Origin of the sequence: Bradyrhizobium sp. CCBAU 65884, assembly GCF_028128835.1 — a bacterium.
Classification (GTDB): Bacteria; Pseudomonadota; Alphaproteobacteria; order Rhizobiales; family Xanthobacteraceae; genus Bradyrhizobium; species Bradyrhizobium ottawaense.
The window spans coordinates 1-21,462 of record NZ_LBJU01000090.1; the positions used below are offsets into that span (position 1 = coordinate 1).

General features: G+C 63.7%; 22 protein-coding genes. 16 read left to right on the plus strand and 6 right to left on the minus strand.

Annotated features, from left to right (window positions below; all coding sequences use genetic code 11):
• Positions 1-156: 156 nt before the first annotated feature.
• The 4 genes from XI03_RS06440 (at position 157) to XI03_RS06455 (ending at position 3,200) form a co-directional block, all read left to right on the plus strand.
• On the plus strand, positions 157-627 hold the full coding sequence (locus XI03_RS06440) for a chemotaxis protein CheW (RefSeq protein WP_095425226.1): 471 nt from the start codon (positions 157-159) through the stop codon (positions 625-627).
• A gap of 73 nt (positions 628-700) precedes the next feature.
• Positions 701-1,066 (plus strand): response regulator, encoded by a 366-nt coding sequence (locus XI03_RS06445; RefSeq protein ID WP_007600538.1) that lies wholly within the window; start codon positions 701-703, stop codon positions 1,064-1,066.
• A gap of 74 nt (positions 1,067-1,140) precedes the next feature.
• The gene (locus tag XI03_RS06450) at positions 1,141-2,331 is read left to right on the plus strand and encodes a protein-glutamate methylesterase/protein-glutamine glutaminase (RefSeq protein ID WP_038972092.1); all 1,191 of its coding nucleotides are present in this window, start codon (positions 1,141-1,143) and stop codon (positions 2,329-2,331) included.
• A complete protein-coding gene (locus XI03_RS06455) occupies positions 2,328-3,200 on the plus strand; it encodes a CheR family methyltransferase (RefSeq protein WP_271591650.1) in 873 nt (290 codons plus the stop codon). The genes XI03_RS06450 and XI03_RS06455 overlap by 4 nt, the downstream gene beginning before the upstream one ends.
• 156 nt (positions 3,201-3,356) lie before the next feature.
• Here the strand turns inward: XI03_RS06455 and XI03_RS06460 are convergent, their stop codons facing one another.
• The 4 genes from XI03_RS06460 to ctrA all read right to left on the minus strand — a co-directional run bounded on the left by XI03_RS06460 (position 3,357) and on the right by ctrA (position 6,203).
• Positions 3,357-4,517 carry a glutathionylspermidine synthase family protein gene (locus XI03_RS06460; RefSeq protein WP_271591651.1) on the minus strand — a complete coding sequence of 387 codons (1,161 nt, stop codon included), beginning with the start codon at positions 4,515-4,517 and terminating at the stop codon, positions 3,357-3,359.
• A gap of 3 nt (positions 4,518-4,520) precedes the next feature.
• Positions 4,521-4,922 (minus strand): hypothetical protein, encoded by a 402-nt coding sequence (locus XI03_RS06465; RefSeq protein WP_271591652.1) that lies wholly within the window; start codon positions 4,920-4,922, stop codon positions 4,521-4,523.
• Between the two features lies 1 nt (position 4,923).
• A complete protein-coding gene (locus XI03_RS06470) occupies positions 4,924-5,328 on the minus strand; it encodes a DUF350 domain-containing protein (protein WP_028142189.1) in 405 nt (134 codons plus the stop codon).
• Between the two features lie 173 nt (positions 5,329-5,501).
• The gene (gene ctrA / locus XI03_RS06475) at positions 5,502-6,203 is read right to left on the minus strand and encodes a response regulator transcription factor CtrA (protein WP_008138878.1); all 702 of its coding nucleotides are present in this window, start codon (positions 6,201-6,203) and stop codon (positions 5,502-5,504) included.
• A 440-nt stretch (positions 6,204-6,643) separates the two neighbouring features.
• Between ctrA and fliI the strand changes: the two genes are divergently transcribed.
• The 12 genes from fliI (at position 6,644) to XI03_RS06535 (ending at position 18,489) form a co-directional block, all read left to right on the plus strand.
• Complete coding sequence (gene fliI / locus XI03_RS06480) at positions 6,644-7,969, plus strand: flagellar protein export ATPase FliI (RefSeq protein WP_038972090.1); 1,326 nt, start codon at positions 6,644-6,646, stop codon at positions 7,967-7,969.
• Between the two features lie 121 nt (positions 7,970-8,090).
• Positions 8,091-8,510 carry a flagellar export protein FliJ gene (fliJ, locus tag XI03_RS06485; protein WP_008138882.1) on the plus strand — a complete coding sequence of 140 codons (420 nt, stop codon included), beginning with the start codon at positions 8,091-8,093 and terminating at the stop codon, positions 8,508-8,510.
• Between the two features lie 181 nt (positions 8,511-8,691).
• On the plus strand, positions 8,692-9,237 hold the full coding sequence (locus XI03_RS06490; protein WP_095425223.1) for a sigma-70 family RNA polymerase sigma factor: 546 nt from the start codon (positions 8,692-8,694) through the stop codon (positions 9,235-9,237).
• 37 nt (positions 9,238-9,274) lie between these two features.
• On the plus strand, positions 9,275-10,324 hold the full coding sequence (locus XI03_RS06495) for an anti-sigma factor (protein ID WP_271591653.1): 1,050 nt from the start codon (positions 9,275-9,277) through the stop codon (positions 10,322-10,324).
• Between the two features lie 174 nt (positions 10,325-10,498).
• Entirely contained in the window at positions 10,499-11,458 is a 960-nt protein-coding gene (locus tag XI03_RS06500; RefSeq protein ID WP_028142193.1) for a helix-turn-helix transcriptional regulator, read from the plus strand.
• A gap of 132 nt (positions 11,459-11,590) precedes the next feature.
• Positions 11,591-12,814: an NAD(P)/FAD-dependent oxidoreductase gene (locus tag XI03_RS06505; RefSeq protein WP_271591654.1), complete on the plus strand. Its 1,224-nt coding sequence runs from the start codon at positions 11,591-11,593 to the stop codon at positions 12,812-12,814.
• 195 nt (positions 12,815-13,009) lie between these two features.
• Positions 13,010-13,183 (plus strand): DUF3606 domain-containing protein, encoded by a 174-nt coding sequence (locus XI03_RS06510; RefSeq protein ID WP_081494336.1) that lies wholly within the window; start codon positions 13,010-13,012, stop codon positions 13,181-13,183.
• Positions 13,184-13,261: 78 nt separating this feature from the next.
• Positions 13,262-14,068 carry a transglutaminase-like domain-containing protein gene (locus XI03_RS06515; RefSeq protein WP_028142196.1) on the plus strand — a complete coding sequence of 269 codons (807 nt, stop codon included), beginning with the start codon at positions 13,262-13,264 and terminating at the stop codon, positions 14,066-14,068.
• Positions 14,069-14,616: 548 nt separating this feature from the next.
• The gene (locus XI03_RS06520) at positions 14,617-14,889 is read left to right on the plus strand and encodes a hypothetical protein (protein ID WP_080670183.1); all 273 of its coding nucleotides are present in this window, start codon (positions 14,617-14,619) and stop codon (positions 14,887-14,889) included.
• Between the two features lie 1,943 nt (positions 14,890-16,832).
• The gene (locus XI03_RS06525; protein ID WP_271591655.1) at positions 16,833-17,255 is read left to right on the plus strand and encodes a toxin-activating lysine-acyltransferase; all 423 of its coding nucleotides are present in this window, start codon (positions 16,833-16,835) and stop codon (positions 17,253-17,255) included.
• A gap of 194 nt (positions 17,256-17,449) precedes the next feature.
• Positions 17,450-17,836 (plus strand): hypothetical protein, encoded by a 387-nt coding sequence (locus XI03_RS06530; protein ID WP_271591656.1) that lies wholly within the window; start codon positions 17,450-17,452, stop codon positions 17,834-17,836.
• A 107-nt stretch (positions 17,837-17,943) separates the two neighbouring features.
• Positions 17,944-18,489: an REP-associated tyrosine transposase gene (locus XI03_RS06535; protein WP_271591675.1), complete on the plus strand. Its 546-nt coding sequence runs from the start codon at positions 17,944-17,946 to the stop codon at positions 18,487-18,489.
• A 284-nt stretch (positions 18,490-18,773) separates the two neighbouring features.
• Here XI03_RS06535 and XI03_RS06540 read toward each other — a convergent pair whose 3' ends face one another.
• Both XI03_RS06540 and flhA read right to left on the minus strand, forming a co-directional pair.
• Entirely contained in the window at positions 18,774-18,974 is a 201-nt protein-coding gene (locus tag XI03_RS06540) for a hypothetical protein (RefSeq protein WP_028142198.1), read from the minus strand.
• 294 nt (positions 18,975-19,268) lie between these two features.
• The gene (gene flhA / locus XI03_RS06545) at positions 19,269-21,410 is read right to left on the minus strand and encodes a flagellar biosynthesis protein FlhA (RefSeq protein WP_271591657.1); all 2,142 of its coding nucleotides are present in this window, start codon (positions 21,408-21,410) and stop codon (positions 19,269-19,271) included.
• Positions 21,411-21,462 lie beyond the last annotated feature (52 nt).

Sequence of the window (21,462 nt, forward strand, 5' to 3'; positions counted from 1 at the left end):
GAGCGCGGCCGTCAGGCCGGCTTCCACGACTATGTCGCCAAGTTCGACCGTCCCGGTCTGATCGCGGCGCTGAAGGAGCAGACCGCGGGTGCCGCCGGCGCCTCTGAGCTGAACCGGGCAGCGGCGTAAGAGCAGGACAGGGATCAGGAGAAGCAGATGAACAAGAAGACGCAAGTGGGCGAAGGCGCCATGGTCGAATACGTCACCGCGATGATCGGCGGCCAGCTGTTCGGCCTGCCGATCTCCCGGGTCCAGGACGTGTTCATGCCCGAGCGCGTCACCCGCGTGCCCTTGTCCTCGCGCGAGATCGCAGGCGTGCTCAATCTGCGCGGCCGCATCGTCACCGTGGTCGACATGCGCGCCCGCCTCGGCCTGCCGCAGCCCGAGGACGGCAAGGTGCCGATGGCGGTCGGCGTTGACCTCCGCGGCGAATCCTATGGCCTCCTGATCGACCAGATCGGCGAGGTGCTGCGCCTGCCCGAAGCCGGCATGGAAGAAAATCCCGTCAACCTCGACCCCCGCATGGCCAAGCTCGCCGGCGGCGTCCATCGCCTCGACGGCCAGCTCATGGTCGTCCTCGACGTCGATCGCGTCCTCGAGCTCGCGCCCGAGATGATGGCGGCCTGATACGGCGGCATCGTCGCCGACGGACTTGCAATTGGAAGTGCCCCCCGCAAAGGGGGAGGAAGCAGAGGTTCACATGCGAACTTGTCTCGTCGTTGATGATTCCAGCGTCATTCGCAAGGTTGCGCGCCGGATCCTGGAGGGACTCGACTTCCAGATCCTCGAAGCCGAGGACGGTGAGAAGGCGCTGGAGGCTTGCAAGCGCGGCTTGCCCGATGCGGTGCTGCTCGACTGGAACATGCCCGTGATGGACGGCTACGAGTTCCTCGGCCATCTCAGGCGCATGCCCGGCGGCGATCAGCCCAAGGTCGTGTTCTGCACCACCGAGAACGACGTCGCGCATATCGCGCGCGCGCTGCATGCCGGCGCCAACGAATACATCATGAAGCCGTTCGACAAGGACATTGTGACGGCGAAATTCCAGGAAGTCGGCCTTATCTGAGCGATCGGCCGGAGGCCGAAGGATGCTTCGGCGCTCGTTTTCAACTGTACCCTTTCAGTCTGAGTTGGTGAGTAATGAGTGTTGCGTTCGCAGGTAATTCGACCACGACCGGCTCGCGCGAAGCGGGGCCGCTGCGGGTGATGATCGTCGACGACTCCGTCGTCATCCGCGGTCTGATCTCGCGCTGGATCGGTGCCGAGCACGACATGGAGGTCGCTGCCTCGCTGCGCACCGGGCTCGAAGCGGTCAACCAGATCGAACGCATCAATCCCGACGTTGCCGTGCTCGACATCGAAATGCCCGAGCTCGACGGCATCTCGGCGCTGCCGCAGCTGCTGGCGAAGAAGCGCGATCTCGTCATCATCATGGCTTCGACGCTGACCCGCCGTAACGCGGAGATCAGCTTCAAGGCACTGTCGCTCGGCGCCGCCGATTACATTCCGAAGCCGGAATCGACGCGCGAGGCGTCGGCCGCCGACATCTTTCATCACGACCTGATCCAGAAGATCCGCCATCTCGGTGCGCGGCTGCGTCGCAAGGCCGCGGTCGCAAGCCCGCCGCTGGCGCCCGCAAGCCCGGCTCCGGCCCCGCGTAGTCCTGTTGCGCGGCCCACAGCGCCCGTTCCGGCGGTGCCTGCTGCGCCGTCAGGGGCGCTCACCATGCGCCCGTTCTCCCCTCAGGCGCCCAAGGTGCTGCTGATCGGCTCCTCGACCGGTGGTCCGCAGGCGCTGATGGCGCTCGTCACCGAGCTCGGCCCGGTGATCGACCGCTTCCCGGTGCTGATCACCCAGCACATGCCGCCGACCTTCACCACCATCCTTGCCGAGCATCTGGCGCGTTCGAGCCGTAAGCCGGCAGCCGAGGCGGTCGACGGCGAGCCGGTGAAGCCGGGACGGATTTATCTTGCGCCCGGCGGCAAGCACATGCGCGTGGTGCGCAGCGGCGCGGACACCGTGATCGCGCTCGACGACGGCCCCGCCGTCAATTTCTGCAAGCCTGCGGTCGATCCGCTCTTCACCTCCGCCATCGACATCTGGCACGGCAGCATCCTCTCCGTGATCCTGACCGGCATGGGCTCGGACGGCATGCGCGGCGGCAAGGACATCGTTGCCGCCGGCGGCAGCGTCATCGCGCAGGACGAAGCCTCCAGCGTGGTCTGGGGCATGCCGGGCGCGGCGGCCAATGCCGGCATCTGCGCGGCGATCCTTCCGCTCAACCAGATCGGCGCCAAGGTCAACCGCCTGTTCGCGGGAGATCGCGCGTGACGCCGGTTGACTACGATTATCTGCGCAAGTTCCTGAAGGAGCGCTCCGGCCTCGATCTGTCCCCCGACAAGCAATATCTGGTCGAGAGCCGGCTCTTGCCGCTGGCGCGCAAGGCGAGTCTGTCAGGCATTCCCGATCTCGTGCTGAAGATCAGGAACGGCGACGGCCGGCTTGCCACCGACGTCGTCGAAGCGATGACCACCAACGAGACCTTCTTCTACCGCGACAAGATTCCCTTCGATCACTTGCGCGACACCATCCTGCCGGGCCTGATCAAGGCGCGCGCGGCGCGCAAGAGCTTGCGCATCTGGTCGGCGGCGTCGTCGACGGGTCAGGAGCCCTATTCGATCGCGATGTGCGTGAAGGAGATGGGCGCAGCGTTGGCCGGCTGGCGCATCGAGATCGTCGCCACCGATCTGTCGCAGGAGGTGCTGGAGAAATCCAAGGCCGGAATCTACAGCCAGTTCGAAGTGCAGCGTGGCCTGCCGATCCAGCACCTGATGAAGTACTTCACGCAAGCCGGCGAGACCTGGCTGCTCAATGCCGACATTCGCGCCATGGTGCAGTTCCGCCAGCTCAATCTGCTGCAGGACTTCTCCCATCTCGGCACGTTCGACGTGATCTTCTGCCGCAACGTGCTGATCTATTTCGACCAGGACACCAAGGCGGTGATCTTCGAGCGGATGGCGAAGGGCCTGGAGGCCGACGGCACGTTGCTGCTTGGCGCCGCCGAATCCGTCGTCGGCATCACCGATGCGTTCCGTCCCATCACCGACCGCCGCGGTCTCTATCAGCTCAACCCCGCACGCTCCGGCCGCCCCATGGGCGGATTGATGCCGCAGCCGCTGAAGATTGCTGCGGCGAGGTGAGCTGCTTCGTCATTCCGGGGCGGCGCGTCAGCGCCGAGCCCGGAATCCATAACCACAAGCCATCGTAACAGGCAGGTGGTTAGACGCGGGGCCATTCGATCCGCCTGGGACCATGGATTCCGGGCTCGCGACTTTGTCGCGCCCCGGAATGACAAATCACAAAATCGCATGCGGCAGAAACCGCGAGCCGTTGCCCGTGATCGGGCTCTCGTCCTCGCGGATCGACAATCCGCACGGCTCGTGGTTCACCAGCCAGCTTCCCACCACCGGATAGAAGCCTGAAAAATTCGGCAGCGGCGAGAGCGCTTGGCGCACGAAACCTTCGGCGCCGTAGGGACCTTCCTGCTCGTCCAGCGATACGCCGCCGGACACGATCGTGACGTTGGCGCCTTCGCGCGACAGCAGCGGCTTGCGGACATACGACGTCCCGAGCTCCGCTGCCCGCGCGTCGTCCTCGAAGAACGCCGGCAGCAGATGGGGATGGTTCGGAAACATCTCCCACAGCAGCGGCAAAATGCCCTTGTTGGAGAGCACCGCTTTCCACGGCGGCTCGATCCAGCGCGTCGGCGCCTCCTTCAGCTTCGCGCCGAAGGAATCCTGGAACATCCATTCCCAGGGATAGAGCTTGAAGGCGAGTGCGATGTCGGCCTCGTCGAGATCGACGAAGCCGCCAGGCTCATCGCGCCAGCCGACCTCTTCGATGTCGAGCAACCTGGTCGAGAGGCCGGCCTGGCGCGCGGTGTCCTCGAGATAAGCGAGCGTGCCGGCGTCTTCCGAGTTGTCGGTGGTGCCGGTGAGATGGACGTGGCGGCCCGCGGCGATCTCCTTCCACGCCGCGATCAACCGCTCATGGATGGAGTTGAACTGATCGGCGCGAACAGGGACGATGCGGCGCTCGATCGCCTGCTCGAGCCAGGTCCATTGAAACACCGCGGCCTCGAAGATCGAGGTCGGCGTATCCGCGTTGTATTCGAGCAGTTTTGCCGGCGACTTGCCGTCGAATTTCAAATCGAGCCGGCCATAGAGGCTGCGGTCGTCGCGCTGCCAGCTCTCGGCGATCAGGCTCCAGAACGCTTCCGGAATCTGCAAGCGCCGCAGGTACCGCTCCTCGCCGATGACGCGGCCGGCAAGCTCCAGGCACATCGCCTCGATCTCGGCGGTCGGCGTCTCGATGCCGCGCTCGATCTCGTCGAGCGTGAAGCCGTAATAAGCGCGCTCGTCCCAATAGCGTTCGCCGTCGATGGTGTGGAAGACGAAGCCGCATTGCGCCGCGGTCTCCCGCCAGTCGTCGCGCTCCAGGCAATTGATGCGCTGCATGGATCAACCGCCGCCCGAGAAGCCATGGCCGAACGAGCCGAAGCCGCCGCGGCTGACGCTGCTGTGGCCGGAATCGGACGACGTGCTCGAGGAGGAATGGCTCGAAGAATCGCTGCTGAAGAAGTTCGACCGCGACGACCAGCGCGAGCTGCTGCCGCCTGACGAGCTGCTGCCGCTGCTGCTTGTGCAGGTCGTGGTCGTCTGCCCCGGCACGGCGCCGGGTGTGGGCTCGCAATTCTGCCGCGGCATCATCGTGTAGGCGGTGGTGCCGACCGCGAGCGTGCCCATCACCAGCAGGGCGACATGGCCTGAGCGCTTCGTCGGCTCTTTGGCCGGCAGCGGCAATGGCTGTGGCAGGCGTGGCCGACGCTTGCCGAACTGCTGTTTGGACGGTTTGTCGGCCATCTCAATAGATCATGCTGGCGGCGTTGAGCAGGCCCGCGGCGAGCGAGGACAGCCCGAGCCAGATCGCGGGCGCAAGCTCGCCGGCGGCGATCCGCTCCGACAGCTTCGGCACCGGCACTCTCACGAGAAAGAATACGATGATCTGCACGATCAGCGCGATCGTCGCCCAGATCAGGCAGTCCAGCACATTGGCCGAATGCGCGATGGCGCTGACCAGCGGCGCCACGAAGCCGAGCAGGCTGAGGCCGAGCGCGATCGCCGCGGCCGGCTCGTTGTCGCGGATCAGCTGGAACTCGTTATGCGCGGTGATGCGGGTATAGACGAACAGATACGCCACGATCGCGATCAGCCCGGTGCAGAAATAGACCAGGAAGGCGGGCAGGCCGGCCAGTGATTGCAGGATCATCGTTCCCCCATAGTGCAGCGACCATTCGTCGGCGGGGGAAGCATAGCGGTTCAATGGCGGGACGGCGACGAAGCCGCCTTCACGTCCCCAAAAAACAAAACCCCGCCATTTGCGGCGGGGTCCAGGCTGGGAGGAGCGAGCCCGAAAGGGGCCCGCGACGTAAACCCAGAAGATCAGGCGGGAATGCGCTCTTCGTGCTCGTGCGGCTCGCGCAGCACGTAGCCGCGGCCCCACACGGTCTCGATGAAGTTGCGTCCCTCGGAAGCGTTGGCCAGCTTCTTGCGGAGCTTGCAGATGAAGACGTCGATGATCTTCAGCTCGGGCTCGTCCATGCCGCCATAGAGATGGTTGAGGAACATTTCCTTGGTCAGGGTCGTGCCCTTGCGGAGCGAGAGCAGCTCCAGCATCTGGTATTCCTTGCCGGTCAGATGCACGCGCTGGCCGCCGACTTCCACCGTCTTGGTGTCGAGGTTGACGACGAGGTCGCCGGTCTGGATGACCGACTGGGCGTGACCTTTGGAGCGGCGCACGATCGCGTGGATGCGGGCCACCAGCTCGTCCTTGTGGAAGGGCTTGGTCATGTAGTCGTCGGCGCCGACGCCGAGACCCTTGACCTTGTCCTCGATGCCGGCGAGGCCGGAGAGGATCAGGATCGGTGTCTTGATCTTGGAGACCCGAAGCTGCTTGAGCACGTCGTAGCCGGACATGTCGGGCAGGTTGAGGTCGAGAAGGATAATGTCGTAATCGTATAATTTACCGAGATCGACGCCTTCTTCCCCCAAATCGGTCGTGTAGACGTTGAAGCTCTCAGACTTCAGCATCAGCTCGATCGACTGCGCGACGGCGCTGTCATCTTCAATCAGCAAAACGCGCATGCCAGTTCCCCATAGTCGCCGCTCCTGGGCGTCAGGTCGGCCGCATTCGCGGCACTCAACAAAACGCCTTTGAACAACTGATTCGGATCCTGACAACAGATGGTTAACAAATCCTGATTCTGGAACGCAAGTCCCCCGGGTGCAATTTTTGTCGAATCGCCCTAAGGTCCTGTGCGCGAAGCAGCTTTCGTCACCCAGCTCAGTTCAAGTTCCACTTTAAGAGACGGGCCTAACCGACTCCCGCGACTCAGCCTTCTTCTGAAGGGGAGTCACGCTCAGTCACAAAGACAGTGACGCAATGATTAATGATGCGGGTAAACACGAAGTTAAGCGCCGTTCAGAAATATGGCGAAACTTAAGGTTTTCACCGTGAAGTCCCGGGGATCGCAAAGGGCGACCCTGGGGATGACCAAGGCGCGGTCCTTAATGAAGGCTCTCTTATGAAGGCGCTTGCCGAACAGATCGGCGACATCGACGGCATCAATATCTATGGCCGCGTCGTCGGTGTCCGCGGCCTGATGGTCGAGGTGGCCGGCCCGATTCATGCGATGTCGGTCGGCGCGCGGCTGGTGATCGAGACCGGCGCCAACCGTTCGATTCCCTGCGAGGTGATCGGCTTCTCCGGCAACAATGCTGTCGTGATGCCGTTCGCCGGCCTCGACGGCGTGCGCCGCGGTTGCAAGGCCGTCATCGCCAATGCCGCCAATCTGGTGCGACCGTCGTCGGCCTGGCTCGGCCGCGTCGTCAACGCGCTGGGCGAGCCGATCGACGGCAAGGGACCGCTGCCACAGGGCGCCTCGCCGATGCCGTTCCGCAATGCGCCGCCGCCGGCGCATTCGCGCAAGCGTGTCGGCGCCCCGCTCGATCTCGGCGTGCGCGCGATGAACACCTTCCTCACCTGCTGCCGCGGCCAGCGCATGGGCATCTTCGCAGGGTCCGGCGTCGGCAAATCGGTGCTGCTGTCGATGCTCGCGCGCAACGTCGACGCCGCGGTCAGCGTCATCGGGCTGATCGGCGAACGCGGCCGCGAGGTGCAGGAATTTCTGCAGGACGACCTCGGCGAGGAGGGCCTCGCCCGTTCGGTCGTCGTGGTCGCAACCTCCGACGAACCGGCGCTGATGCGCCGGCAGGCGGCGTATCTCACGCTCGCGGTCGCCGAATATTTCCGCGACGAGGATCAGGACGTGCTCTGCCTGATGGACTCGGTGACGCGCTTTGCCATGGCCCAGCGCGAGATCGGCCTGTCCGCCGGCGAGCCGCCGACGGCCAAGGGCTACACGCCGACCGTCTTCACCGAGCTGCCGAAACTGCTGGAGCGCGCCGGACCGGGCCTGGGGGAGGGCGCCATCACCGCGATCTTCACGGTGCTGGTCGACGGCGACGACCATAACGAGCCGATCGCCGATGCGGTCCGCGGCATCCTCGACGGCCACATCGTGATGCAGCGCTCGATCGCCGAGCGCGGCCGCTACCCCGCCATCAACATCCTCAAATCCGTCTCCCGCACCATGCCGAAATCGGCCGATCCGCAGTTCTGGCCCGTCATCCAGAAGGCGCGGGCGGTGATGGCGACCTATGCCGACATGGAGGAATTGATCCGGCTCGGCGCCTACCGGGCCGGCTCCAGCCCCGAGGTCGACGAGGCGATCCGCCTGCACGAACCGCTCGAGGCGTTCCTGCGCCAGCGCAAGGACGAAAATGCGTCTCTGGCGGACGGGTATCGCCAATTGGCGCAAATCCTCGGTAATTTGGAAACGGAACGCTAACTTTGTCAGGTCATCATCCCATCCCACAGAGTAGCAGAGCCGGTCTTGGCCCCTGTTGGGCCTGTGGGGAGACCGGTGACGTCCCACGTGCAGCGAGGGGACTTCTGGGGAGTACGAGTCGATGAAGTCACGAGATACCCTCATCCGCCTGAAGAAGTTTCAGGTCGACGAGAAGCGCCGCCGGGTCACCCAGATCGAGACCATGATCGCCGACTTCCAGCGGATGTCGACCGATCTCGAGCGCGAGATCACGACCGAGCAGGAGCGTGCCGGGATCAACGATCCCTCGCACTTCGCTTATCCGACCTATGCCAAGGCCGCCATTCAGCGCCGCGAGAACCTGACCCGCTCGGCGGACGAGCTCAAGGGCCAGCTCGACGAAGCCAAGGCCGCGCTGGCCGAGGCCTTCGAGGAGCTCAAGAAGGTCGAGCTCCTGGACGAGCGCGACCAGGCCCGCGAGCGCGCCGAGGAAAATGCCCGCGAGCAGGCCGATCTCGACAGCATCGGCCTGATGCGCGCCCGCATCGGCGCCGTCGCCTGAGCCGCTAGCCGCCAGACCATCCTGGAATTATTGCCAAACCCGGACCCGCAAGGTCCGGGTTTTCGCATGTGCTATCCACAGTGTGGCGCCGCACCCCTTGGTGGACGGCTTGGCCGCGCGCTATGGTAGCGAAGTGCCGGGGCCTGCGCGGAACGCGATGGCCCGCGTGTCGGGGGGCTGAATGCTGACGCCAGCAGAGCTGGTCGGGTTGATCGAGGCGGTGGCGAAGGGCGATCAGGCTGCGTTCGAGCGCCTCTACGCCGCCACGCGCGCGAAACTCTATGGCGTCGTGCTCCGTATCTTGCGCCGACAGGATCTCGCAGAGGAGGTCATTCAGGAGACCTACGTCAAGATCTGGAACGGTGCCGGCGGGTTCAATCCGGCGCTGTCGTCGCCGATCACGTGGATGGCCTCGATTGCGCGCAACCGTGCGATCGACATCGTGCGCAAGAAGTCTGAGGTCTCGATCGAGGAAGAGCCTCAGGCGATGGAGGTCGCGGCCGACAGCCCCGATCCGCTGGCGCGCCGGGAGATGACCGAAGAGTTGAAGCGGCTGCTGGAATGCGTCGGCCGGCTCGAGCCGGACCGTCAGCGGCTCGTGCTTCTCGCCTATTACAACGGCTGGAGCCGCGAGCAATTGGCGGAGAAATTCGCCGCTCCCGTCAACACGGTGAAGACGTGGCTCCGGCGCAGCATGTTGGATATCCGGGAGTGCCTCGGACTATGAGGGTTTATACTGTGAGGGTGGTTCTGGACTGCATGTGATGGCCTACTCGGAGGACCATATCGCGCTCGCCGCGGAATATGCGCTCGGCACCCTCGATGCCGATGAGCGCGCGCAGGTCGAGACCATGATGGCGATGGACCCGGCGTTCGCCGACATCGTGCAGGCCTGGGCCTATCGGCTCGGCGCCCTCAACCAGATGGTCGGCTCGGTCGAGCCGCGTCCGATCGTGTGGGAGAACATCAGGTCCGAGATCGCGCGCACGGCGCTTGCGCAGCAGCCGCCCGGTCTGGCCGAAATCGTACCGCCGCCAATCCCGCCCGTCGAGGCCGCGCCGCCGGAAGCGCCGCTGGAGCAGGGACCGCAACCGGAGCCGCAGCCTCCCGAAGCAGAGCAGCCCGAGCCGATGCGCTCCGGATCCGATGTGATACCCGACATCGCGCCGGTGTTCATGCCGCAGGTCCATGCGCCCGATCCTGAGGTCGTCCGGACGCCGCAGGTGCCCATCGCGGACGACACCAACGTGATCCGTCTCGAGGGCCGCGTGAAGCGCTGGCGCTCGATCGCATCCGCGGTCGGCGCGCTCGCGGCCGCGCTGCTGGTGACGCTGTCGCTTCAAATCTTTCTGCCCGACGCGCTGCCGGGGGCTTTACGTCCGGCGCCGCGCATCCAGACGGTGGAAGTGAAGACGCCGGTCGCGCCGCTCGCCGCCGCGGCGCAATATGTCGCGCTGCTGCAGGGCCAGGGCGGTGGCCCCGCCTTCATCCTCACCATCGACGGCGCGACGCGGAATTTCACGGTGCGCAAGGTCGGCGCGACGCCGGAGCCCGGCAAGAGCTTCGAGCTCTGGCTGATCTCCGACAAGCTGCCGCGCCCGCGCTCGCTCGGCGTGATCGGCGCGGGCGAATTCACCGCGCGTCCGCTGCTCGCCTCCTATGATGCCGACGTCGTCAACGGCGCGACCTACGCGGTCACCGTCGAGCAGGCCGGCGGCTCGCCCGACGGCCGGCCGACCTCGGCCCCGGTGTTTTCCGGCAAGCTGATCGAGACCGTGCCGCCGTCCCAGCCGCAGGCGCCCGCGAAGAAATAGGTGCCGTTCATGCGGGCTACGACCCTGTCGTCAGGGTCCGCTTCGCCGTCGCATCCCGACAAGTCTCCCTGAATCCGCCCCCGATTTGAACCTCGCCGCAATTTGCGGCGTCAAATCCCCGGAATTTGCAGTCGGCGCCGCCGATCGTGACGCCGGAGAGGGGCTAGAAATCAGATGGATGCAGCGAAAACGTCCGGCATCTTCGTTCACCAATACACTGGACTGCCGCACGGCCCTGCGTTCGAACATTGGCGCGAGCGGGCTTTCGGGGCCTGCGGCCTCGATATCGGGCCGAGTCATGGCGACAGCATCGATTGCCGGCTCCAGATCAGTGTGGTCGACAACATCGCGCTCGCCATTCCGGAAGGCGCCTCCGCGCAATATTCCCGCACCCAGAGCCACCTTGCCGACGGCAGCGACGACCTCGTGCTGATCGCCGCACATGCCGGCCTCGTGCGTGTCGGGCAGAACGGCCACACCGTGGAGCTTGCGCCCGCGCAGATGGTGCTCGTCGACATGAGCATCACCGGCACCGTCGGTCACACCGATGAAAACCGCTTCACCACCATCCGCATGCCGCGCCGCGCGTTGCTCGACATCAGTCCGCGTGCCGAGGACAAGCTGTCGCAAGTGCTCAGCGACGGTGCCGTCGCAGAGACCATCTTCCGCTACCACGCGCTCGCCGCCAATCACGCGCCGCATCTCGACGCGGTGGGCCAGCGCCTGACCGCGCAGCATATGGTCGATCTCGTCGGCCTCCTGCTCGGCACCGATGCCGAGCATGCCAGCCTTGCGCGCGGCCGCGGCCATGCGGCGGCGCGCCTCGACCTCATGCGCGCCGATGTGATGGCCGCGCTCGGCCGCAACGATCTCTGCCTGTCCGAGGTCGCGACGCGCTCGGGCCTCAGCCCGCGCCAGGCGCAACGCCTGTTCGAGCAGGCCGGCACGACCTTCACCGAATTCGTGCTGGAGCAGCGCCTGCTGCAGGCACGCAAGCTGCTCGGCGATCCCCGCGCCAGGACGCGCAAGATCAGCGACATCGCACATTCCTCGGGCTTTTCCGATTTGTCCTATTTCAACCGTGCATTCCGCAAGCGCTTTGGCGCGACACCGTCGGAATTGCGCGAGGCGTGAGGCGCGCCGGTTTCGTTCTGCGGATCACGGTTGGCCCGTTGGCGGCGATGAGCTATATCTACCTGTGCGGGTAGACCGCTCGATCGCTTGTCGTTCGCTCGTCGTTCCATTGGGAAAGTGCAGTCAACGGACATGGCGCGTATCGTCGTGCTCGGCGCCGGATTTGCAGGCCTGTGGGCGGCCATCGGTGCCGCGCGCAAGCGCGACGAGATCGGTGCTGTCAGCGACATCGAGATCTGCGTGATCGATCGCAATCCCTATCACAACATCCGGGTGCGCAATTACGAGGTCGATCTCCGCGAGGTCGCGATACCGTTGCCGAAGCTGCTCGATCCCGTCGGTGTCCGTCACGAGATCGGCGAGGTCGAAGCCATCGATCCGGTCTGGCGCGAGATTTCGCTGGTCACGAGCAGCGGCGAGCGGACGCTGGCCTATGACCGCCTGGTGCTGGCGCTCGGCAGCGAGGTGATGCGTCCCGACATACCAGGCCTCGCCGAGCACGCCTTCGATGTCGATACCTATGTTGCGGCGCTCCGCCTCGAGGACCATCTCGCCTCGCTCGGCCGCAGCGCGCCCGCGCCGGGGCGGTCGACCGTCGTGGTGGTCGGTGCCGGCTTTACCGGCATCGAGGTCGCAGCCGAGATGCCCGACAGGCTGGCGCGGGCGGGCATCGCCGGCAGCCGCCGCATCATCTTGGTCGATCCCAATCCCGCGGTCGGCGCCACCATCGGTGCGCCGGCGCGTCCCGTCATCGAGACGGCGTTGGCGGCGCTCGACGTCGAGACGCGTCTCGGCGTGCGCGTCGTCTCGGTCGAGGCCGCCGGCATCCGCTTGAGCTCCGGCGAGTTCATTCCGGCGCAGACGGTGATCTGGTGTGCCGGGATGCGTGCGAGCCCTCTGGCGGCGCGCTTTCCGGACGCCCGCGACCGGCTCGGGCGCCTGCTGGTCGATCCCTTCATGCGGGTTGCCGATGTCGGTGGCGTGTTCGCGGCCGGCGACGTCGCCTCCAGCGTGGTCGACGGGCTGCATCCGACCGTGATGTCCTGCCAGTTCGCGCGTCCCATGGGCCGTTTCGCCGGCCACAACGTGGTCGCCGATCTCGCCGGCCTGCCGATGTTGCCGCTGCGGATCGACTGGTACGTGACCGTGCTCGATCTCGGCGGCTGGGGCGCGCTCTATACCGAGGGCTGGGATCGCGAGGTCAAGGCGACCGGTCAGGCTGCGAAGGCGACCAAGAACATCATCAACCGCAAGCGCATCTATCCGCCGCTGACCGGCAGCAAGGATGAGCTGTTCGCCGCCGCTGCGCCGACGGTGCAGGCACCGCCGCCGACTTACGGGGCTCCGCGTCGTTGAGCTGGCTCGTGCGTATCTGCCCCTCCGCTCACGACCAGATAATCCTAAAAGCGGAGGAACGTCGCTCCCTGGCGAATGTTGGCTTGACGGAGACAAAATCTTCGTGAGCAGCGGACAGTCGCCGTCGCAGCAGGAGCGGCGTAACGCCCGCCTGGTCGCGCGATCTAGTCCATCCCCTCATCGCGAAAGAAACATATGAACAGACCAAAGCCGACCCATTTCCGCAATTCGCTGGATTTAAGAGATAAAGTGCAGGTCAGGATCCTGCGCAGGCGGCTCAAGCTATCGGATGAGCAATTTACCAACGTCGTTCGCAAGTCTGGCAGTTCAATCTCGGCCATCACCAAGGAGGCCTCTAGTTTGAAGTAGCGGACCGCCGGCCGCCGTTGCCAACGCGATCGTCCCCGCAGCCATTTCGAGTCAATGCAGTCGAGGCAGGCCCTGAACATGAAAATACAGGTTGGCTTCGAGATGACCTACGAATTCCAGCAAGTCACACCATTGATTGCTGTCGTCGGTATGCATTTCACCCGGGCATCCGACATCATCGTGCCGGATTATCTCATCACCGAGCCTCCCGTGCCGATCTCGCCCTACCGCGACGGCTTTGGAAACTGGTGCAATCGATTTGTCGCGCCCGCCGGCCGCATGCGTCTTTCCGCCAACGGCACAGTGCGCGATAGCGGGCTGCCCGATGTCATTGTGCCTTCAGCCACGCAATGCGCGGTGCAGGATCTGCCACCTGATACCATCGTCTATCTGCTTGGCAGCCGCTACTGCGAAACCGATCGGCTTTCCGACATCGCATGGAAGCTGTTCGAGAACGTGGCGCCGGGTTGGTCACGGGTCCAGGCGATCTGCGATTTCGTGCACAATCACATCGCATTCGGCTACCAGCATGCGCGGGCCACCATGACGGCTTGGGACGTATTCAACGAGGGCAAGGGCGTCTGTCGCGACTATGCGCATCTTGCCATTGCATTCTGCCGTTGCTTGAACATTCCAGCGCGCTATTGCACCGGCTATCTCGGCGACATCGGCATCCCGCCGCCCCACGCCCCCGGAGACTTTGCAGGCTGGTTCGAAGCCTATCTTGGCGGTCGCTGGTACACATTCGATGCACGCAACAACACTCCGCGAATTGGGCGCGTCCTGATTGCACAAGGCCGCGATGCGGCGGATGTTCCGATTGCCCAGACTTTCGGACCCAACACGCTCGTCAGCTTCAAGGTGTGGACTGATGAACTTGTGTAGAGCGCTCGCCTTGGGCGATTGGGTGCCAGGCGGCTGAGATTGATCTCGCTAACTGATTAGAAGACTGCTACACAGTTCGCATCACCGTGCGCTACGTGGCCGTTATCGGTGACTGAGAGCTTCGCGCTCCCGCCTCAACCCAAGAGAAGGCGGTCAGATGTCAGATTTCGACAAATTCGACATTCGTGAGTGGCTCGTACCACCTTTGTTGGTGCCGGTCTTTCTCGTGCTGCTGATTGCGGTGACGGCCATTTTGTAGCGGCAAGTCGGTTCCATCACCATGCGTCAGAACTGCAAACCGCGGCGTTGAGCCAGTTCAAGCTAACGGGAGCCCAAAATGGCAAACACGGCGATCATCAGGGATGCCTACGGGGTTCCGGCAATCTTCGTTGGTTCGAAGACTGGCCGGGACGATGCGCCCTTTGTTTTCGTGAGGGTCGGAGGTGAGGAGCGCCGGATGCGTTGGTCCGAATGGGATGCTCTTCCGGCCTGGACCGGCGAGCGTCCCACCTGGGCGAGTAAAACCAAATAGCTATGGAGTGTTCAGCATGAGGATGGTTCGAACAGGCACATGGACCGCGGCGCTCTTGCTGGCATTCGCACTGGGCACATTCACGCCAACAGCTTTTGCCGCCGAGCCGAACTGCCGTGCGATCGAAAGTACCAGCGCGCGCCTTTCCTGTTACGATGCGGCATTTCCTCCAAGAACCAGGAAGCCCGATGAAGCCGGCATCGACCCATCGTCAGGTTACAAAGATCCATTTCGTGCGGAAGAAGCCCGAACCGCCGCGAAGCTCAAGAATATTTGCCGCGGTTGCTGAGTCTCGCTTCCGAACATGCGCGCCAATTGAGAGAGCCTGTGAGATGACGAACGATGATGCCAAAGGTCGTCGAGTGGTGCGCCAACGAAAGCGTGCTCTTCATCTGGCTGGCACGGTATTGGATGGGAGGGCAGACCGCACAAGGCGCCAGTGGATGCGGATAGTTGCTGCCAGGAACCGAACAAAGCGCTCGCTATCCGGCAGATAAAGGCGCACTGTCCCACGACCATCGAGCGGCCCATAGCATCTATCGGTGGTGTGAACGCAAGTTGCGCTCCCGCTCAACCCCGCAGCGGAGCGTCATACATGCCGGCTCAACGGTCCCCACGACAATCCTTGACATTCGAATACCGCCTTGCGCAAGAGGCGATCAATCTCCGCCTACAGGCCAACGGGATGCCCGCTGGCGTCCGCCGCGCGGAGCTTCTGCGAAAAGCCCGCCAGATCGATGTTGCTGGGGAGCTCAACAAGTGGCTGACCTCGCCGGGCCTACTGCCGCCATCTTGAATTCAGGTCTCGTTCTCCTTCATCGGGATTTTGCTCTCACCCTCCCGGGGGCTGGTAAGCCGCCGCCTGCGCTTCATTTAAGCGGGCGGCGTTTTTCTCGAGATGGAAAGCCATTGGGCGCGACGTCTAGCGGCTGATCGTGATTTCCATGTAGCTTTCCAGGAACGCCGCTGGAAGAGCGGCTTTAAGCTTTATACCTGACTTGCGGTGCGGTTCGCCGACATCAGCCTTGATTGCAATCCTGGAAATTTGACACGGAGGCTACTGACCGAGACCAATTCGGTGGATGGGCCCAGCTTACAAGCCCTTGTGTTGCCCGACGGGCAAAACACCCAATCCATCGGTCAATCGGCGCCTTAAAAATATTCCACTTTACCGAATTTCGGAAAGGGCGTATGTGTCGCGACAACCCGGCCCAAGGAAGAGGGGCGTATCGCGATCGTCACGAACGCGGGCCGGGCGGCGGTGGACGCTAGTTGCATCGGCGCGAAGTGCTTTCGCAGGGCGGAGAGCCGTGAGCGAAAGTATCGCGCACACGACCGGTGTGATCCGCGTACGGCAAAATCGTGTGGTCCTGGCGCCCGGGGTCTGTGCGCCAAGTCTTGTGGTGATGGGTGTCGTCCAACCGGACGCATCCGTCAGCCATCCGCAAGGCGACGGGGGCAATAGTGCAACGCTCCCCGGGGAGATCACGACATAAGCCGTAAGCCCACTGCGCAGGGAAGGCCGGGATGTCCTGGCTACACCTGTATGCCGCTGTGCAGCTTCTTGTTACGCAGGATTCGCACAGTGGACCGCGGGTGCCAGCCGGCGCCCGGTCTTCCCTGCGCCCTCTCCATTCAAGAGGGTGAAGAGATCAAGCAAAGCTCGGGCGAGATCAGCCGCGAGGATGCGAAGGCGTGTCTCGGAGGCGTAGGATGGGTAGAGCACTTGCGAAACCCATCATGTTTCAACACAGGGGAAGTGTTGATGGGTTTCGCTGCGCTCTACCCATCCTACGAGCTGCGTCCAAATTCCGCTCTCATGCCCCGGACGCAGCGCAGCGCTTCTTCAGCGATGCGCTGCAGAGCCGGGGCCCACGTGGCAGCAAATGCTGTGGCTTCCTGGGTCCCGGCTCTGCGCAGCAGCGTAAGATCGCTGCAGCGCGTCCGGGACACGAGAGTGGTGGGCGCTGCTACTTCACACTCCGTCACGGCGTTCGCACAAGAGAGCAGGCGGTATCGTGACGCGGCAAGCTGCAACATCCTTCATGACGCCGGCGTGGCGAAATCCACACGCCTCGCGCGCCGACAACTCCGTCATCAAATTATTGCTTGATGTGCCCAGGTTGTTTCGTCTAGCGTCACCCGCAGGGGTTGGGAATGGCATTCTGTCCATAGCAGCCCGTAGGATGGGTTGAGCCCTTGCGAAACCCATCATCCTCTGCCGCTGAAACGATGGGTATCGCTTCGCTCCACGGCAGCGCTCCGCACGCGAACGGCGCCCAGGCCGCGAACGAGCCCAGTGCTTCCGCCGCCGCGCAAGCGGCCTCGCCGCCCAAGACCGTGTCGCAGGTGCTCGGCGAGATCACCTGGCTGATGACCCAGAGCCCGCGCCACAAGGCTATCGCGCTCGGCGACCTCGAATGGCTGGTGATGCCGGCGATCCTGCTGCAGCAGTTCCGGATCTTCTACAAGGGCGAGCAGCCGGTCGGCGTTGCGCTCTGGGCGCTGGCGGACGAGATCGTCGCGAAACGGATCGATGCGGGGGATGTGCGGCTGACGCCGGCGGAGTGGAAGGGCGGGGCGAATAGGAAGATCATCGATGTGGTCGCGCCGTTTGGGGGCGAGGGGGAAATGCGAAATCGAATTTTCGTCTAACGAGCAACGCATTCGATGTTTGAGCTCCGATCAAAAGCTTCTTGTAACGGACTAGGAACCTTTCGGCTGGCCTGTTTCGCGGGGGGATCTGCATTTGGTTCTTCGCAGGCTCCGCTAAACTTGCTCTAGCACTCGACGGCATGTCACCTGCGCTAAGGTCAACGCTAGAGCCGCTCCGGTCAGCGACCAGTGTCGTGTTGATGATTATTCCTTACCCGACTTACTTCGTCATGGCCGTTGACGAAGCGATGCTGCGCAAGGCCTCATGTCAGTACGAGATACCGGCCGGTGCGCCTATGGATGAGCTAATAGATGTCCTGAGCAGAAACATTATCGAATATGAAATCGGACCGAAGCCTAGTGTTGGCTTACGTCTTGGAGTCGTTTTTAGATCGGGCGGCGGCAAGACAATGCAGGAGTTCTACTTCAATGACTCCGGCGGGTCTTTTGAGCTTCTTGGTTATTCGAACGAGCATCGAATGAAGGCGCTTGCCCACCTTCCTGACGAGCTGCGTGCTCTCGTCATGCGTCTCGGTGCTGTTCCCATCAAAGATGCTCTATCCAAATGTCTTCCTTCCTAGTCGATCGAGGCCTTTCGCTGCGCTTTTGATCAGACGAGGTCATGCTGAGCCCGTAGGATGGGTTGAGCCCTTGCGAAACCCATCACTTTCTTCTCGGCCAATTCATGATGACAAATTATCGTCGCAACTTCGTCCCGGGAGGCAGCTTCTTCTTTACCGTCAATCTGGCGGAGCGCAGGCTTTCCCTGCTGACGGACCATGTCGAGATCTTGCGCGCGGCCTTCCGCGAAACACGCCGACGTCATCCCTTCACGATCGACGCCGTCGTTGTGCTGCCCGATCATCTCCATGCGGTATGGTCGTTACCCGAAGGCGATTCCGATTTCGCAACACGCTGGCGACTGGTCAAGTCAGCATTTTCTCGCGGCGTCGAGCGCGGTGAACGAATATCATCGAGCCGCGCCGCGAGGGGCGAACGCGGAATCTGGCAGCGCCGCTATTGGGAGCATGCCATACGCGATGAAGGCGATTTCGTGCGCCATGTCGACTACGTCCACATCAATCCGGTCAAGCATGGGCTGGTCCCGCGCGTATGCGACTCGGCATGGTCCTCGTTTCATCGCCATGTGAGGCTTGGCAATTATCCGGTCGACTGGGCCGGCGATCGTTCGGAGGATGCACACGAATACGGTGAAAGAGGAGAGGGCAGATGATGGGTATCGCTGCGCTCAACCCATCCTACACGGGCCGGGAATGACGGAGTGAGGCGGGTGCTGAAATCGCGTTGCAGCGCGTCCGGAACACGAGAGGAGACAGTCGTGTGTTTGATGAATTTGGCGAGCGCGCCTGCAATCACACCCCCAGACATGAGAAAGCGCCCGTGGGGGGCGGGCGCTTTCTGTAGTCGACTTGGGGTTGGGGTCGTCTACATATCCACGTGGCGACTTTGGGGGGCTGGTAAAGAGCCGCGTGAATTCAAAAAACTCGTCAGATCTCCTTAGCGAACGAGGGATGCATTCGCGCTGGTGATAACAACCGGCTTGTCGGCCTTGATGACGCGGGCGGTCTGGGTCAGACCTTCGTCCGAACCCGTGCGTGCCGTGATGCCGAGGCCCGCCACCGCGATCCCTGCGACGAGGGCAACGACCACGACTTTCAAATGGGTCGCGCGATCTGCGCTGTAGATCGAGTGGTTCATGGAAGCCTCCTGCCGCCATCTACCCGAAGTAGTCGCCGGCCGTTTCAGGCAGGTTCATGCTTCCGGTGCCCAACAACCTAGTATTGGGGGGATTCGTTCCCAAGAGGCCATCACAAGAGCGTGACAGGACGTGAAAGATCGCGATCAAAAGCGACCCTTGATCGTGCATTTTTGCAATTATTTCAAAGCTGTAATGTGCCTGTCAGGCGCCTTGTCGAGGTTTGGTCCACAAGGCGCCAGGAACTCAGAAACCATTTGCCTGTGGCCGAAAAACACACGGCTTCTTAAGGCAAATCAGATGCTTCCGACAGTTTTCAATCTCGCCCTGGGGTGGATCTCGGCCTGCGACAGCACCGTCGTCTGGGCCCGGAACCGCTCCACCAGGGAGCGGACGAAGGGACGAATTGCCGCAGAGGTGACCAGCACCGGCGCCTCGCCTTCGCGGGCGGCGCGCTCGAACGCCTCGCGCACGCCGGTCATGAACTCCGACAATTTCGAGGGCTGCATCGCAAGGCTGCGCTCTTCGCCCTGGCCGATGATGGATTCGGCAAAGGCCTGCTCCCACCGCGCCGACAGCGCGATCAGCGGCAGATAGCCGGCATAGGAGGTGTTCTGCGCGCAGATCTGCCGCGCCAGGCGGGCCCGGACGTGCTCGACCATGGTGGCGGGATTGCGCGAGAAGGCGAGCGAGTCGGCGATGCCTTCGAGGATGGTGGAGAGATCGCGGATCGAGATGCGCTCGGCGAGCAGCAGCTGCAGCACGCGCTGGATGCCGGAGACCGTGACCTGTCCCGGCACGATGTCCTTGACCAGCTCGCCCTGCTCCTTCGGCAGCTCCTTGAGCAGTTTCTGCACCTCGCCGTAGGAGAGCAGGTCCGACATGTTGGCCTTGAGCAGCTCGGTGAGATGGGTCGAGAGCACGGTCGCGGCGTCGACGACGGTGTAGCCCTTGAGCGAGGCCTCCTCCTTGAGACTGGCATCGACCCAGGTCGCGGGCAGGCCGAAGGTCGGCTCGGTGGTGTGGATGCCGGGCACCTGCACCTGGCTGCCGCCGGGGTCCATCACCATGAACTGGTTCGGCCAGATCTTGCCGGTGCCGGCGTCGACCTCCTTGATCTTGATGATGTAGGTGTTGGCCTCGAGCTGGACGTTGTCGAGGATGCGCACCGCCGGCATCACAAAACCCATCTCGATCGCGAGCGAACGGCGCAGCGCCTTGATCTGCTCGGTGAGGCGGTCGGTGCCGTCGGGGCCGTTGACCAGCGGCAGCAGCGCATAGCCGAGCTCGATCTTGAGGTCGTCGATCTTGAGCGCCGCCGAGATCGGCTCTTCGGCCGCAGCCGCGCCCGCCGCACCGGGCGTTCCCGGAGCGGGTGCGGCCATGGCGGCTTCCTCGGCCTTGGCCGTCACCCGGTTGCGGTTGCGGGCGTGCCAGGCGAGCGCGCCGGCACCGGTGCCGAGCGCCAGGAAGGGGAGGGTCGGGATGCCCGGCAGCGCCGCCAGCACCAGCATGACCGCCGAGGACATCGCGAGCGCCTGCGGATAGCCGGAGAACTGCTTCATCAGCGCCTTGTCGGCGGCGCCGGAGACGCCGGCCTTGGAGACGAGCAGGCCGGCCGCGGTCGAGACGATCAGCGCCGGCACCTGGGTGACGAGGCCGTCACCGACGGTCAGCAGCGTGTAGCTGCGCCCCGCATCGGCAAAGGACATGCCCTGCTGCGCCACGCCGATGATCATGCCGCCGACGACGTTGATGAAGACGATCAACAGGCCGGCGATGGCATCGCCGCGGACGAATTTGGAGGCACCGTCCATGGCGCCGAAGAAGCCGCTCTCGTCCTCCAGCTCCTTGCGGCGGTGCTTGGCGACCTTTTCGTCGATCAGGCCGGCGCCGAGGTCGGCGTCGATCGCCATCTGCTTGCCGGGCATGGCGTCGAGGTGGAAGCGGGCGGCAACCTCGGCGATACGGCCCGAACCCTTGGTGATGACGACGAAATTGACGATGATCAGGATGGCGAAGACGATGATGCCGATGACGAAATTGCCGCCCATCACGAAGCTGCCGAAGGCCTCGATGACGTGACCGGCGGCCGCCGTGCCCTCGTGCCCGTGCGACAGGATCAGCCGGGTCGAGGCCATGTTGAGCGACAGGCGCAGCATGGTCGAGATCAGCAGGATGGTCGGGAAGGCCGAGAATTCCAGCGGTGTCTGGATGAACAGCGAGGTCATCAGGATCAGGATCGACAGCGTGATCGAGATCGCCAGGAACAGGTCCAGCACGATCGCGGGCAGCGGCAGGATCAGCACCACCAGGATGGTGAGGATGCCGAGCGCCAGCGCGATGTCGCCGCGCTTGAGGACGTTGACGATCTCGTTGAGGGAGGGAATCGAGGGCCTTGCGCTGCCTACGCCCTGTCCCGCGGTGACGTCGACCATGGTAGCTGCCTCCCCGCGCGACCGCCGGCCGCGCGCCCCAAATGTCTGCGCG

Excerpts from the sequence above, each read along its gene's own strand:
- XI03_RS06540 (WP_028142198.1), bottom strand. The coding sequence starts at position 18,974 with ATGAACCACTCGATCTACAGCGCAGATCGCGCGACCCATTTGAAAGTC.
- XI03_RS06495 (WP_271591653.1), top strand. The coding sequence starts at position 9,275 with ATGGCCTACTCGGAGGACCATATCGCGCTCGCCGCGGAATATGCGCTC.
- fliI (WP_038972090.1), top strand. The coding sequence starts at position 6,644 with ATGAAGGCGCTTGCCGAACAGATCGGCGACATCGACGGCATCAATATC.
- XI03_RS06465 (WP_271591652.1), bottom strand. The coding sequence starts at position 4,922 with ATGGCCGACAAACCGTCCAAACAGCAGTTCGGCAAGCGTCGGCCACGC.
- fliJ (WP_008138882.1), top strand. The coding sequence starts at position 8,091 with ATGAAGTCACGAGATACCCTCATCCGCCTGAAGAAGTTTCAGGTCGAC.
- ctrA (WP_008138878.1), bottom strand. The coding sequence starts at position 6,203 with ATGCGCGTTTTGCTGATTGAAGATGACAGCGCCGTCGCGCAGTCGATC.
- XI03_RS06500 (WP_028142193.1), top strand. The coding sequence starts at position 10,499 with ATGGATGCAGCGAAAACGTCCGGCATCTTCGTTCACCAATACACTGGA.
- XI03_RS06460 (WP_271591651.1), bottom strand. The coding sequence starts at position 4,517 with ATGCAGCGCATCAATTGCCTGGAGCGCGACGACTGGCGGGAGACCGCG.
- XI03_RS06470 (WP_028142189.1), bottom strand. The coding sequence starts at position 5,328 with ATGATCCTGCAATCACTGGCCGGCCTGCCCGCCTTCCTGGTCTATTTC.
- XI03_RS06535 (WP_271591675.1), top strand. The coding sequence starts at position 17,944 with ATGACAAATTATCGTCGCAACTTCGTCCCGGGAGGCAGCTTCTTCTTT.
- XI03_RS06440 (WP_095425226.1), top strand. The coding sequence starts at position 157 with ATGAACAAGAAGACGCAAGTGGGCGAAGGCGCCATGGTCGAATACGTC.
- XI03_RS06515 (WP_028142196.1), top strand. The coding sequence starts at position 13,262 with ATGAAAATACAGGTTGGCTTCGAGATGACCTACGAATTCCAGCAAGTC.
- XI03_RS06490 (WP_095425223.1), top strand. The coding sequence starts at position 8,692 with ATGCTGACGCCAGCAGAGCTGGTCGGGTTGATCGAGGCGGTGGCGAAG.
- XI03_RS06505 (WP_271591654.1), top strand. The coding sequence starts at position 11,591 with ATGGCGCGTATCGTCGTGCTCGGCGCCGGATTTGCAGGCCTGTGGGCG.
- XI03_RS06520 (WP_080670183.1), top strand. The coding sequence starts at position 14,617 with ATGAGGATGGTTCGAACAGGCACATGGACCGCGGCGCTCTTGCTGGCA.
- XI03_RS06450 (WP_038972092.1), top strand. The coding sequence starts at position 1,141 with ATGAGTGTTGCGTTCGCAGGTAATTCGACCACGACCGGCTCGCGCGAA.
- flhA (WP_271591657.1), bottom strand. The coding sequence starts at position 21,410 with ATGGTCGACGTCACCGCGGGACAGGGCGTAGGCAGCGCAAGGCCCTCG.
- XI03_RS06525 (WP_271591655.1), top strand. The coding sequence starts at position 16,833 with ATGGGTATCGCTTCGCTCCACGGCAGCGCTCCGCACGCGAACGGCGCC.
- XI03_RS06445 (WP_007600538.1), top strand. The coding sequence starts at position 701 with ATGCGAACTTGTCTCGTCGTTGATGATTCCAGCGTCATTCGCAAGGTT.
- XI03_RS06510 (WP_081494336.1), top strand. The coding sequence starts at position 13,010 with ATGAACAGACCAAAGCCGACCCATTTCCGCAATTCGCTGGATTTAAGA.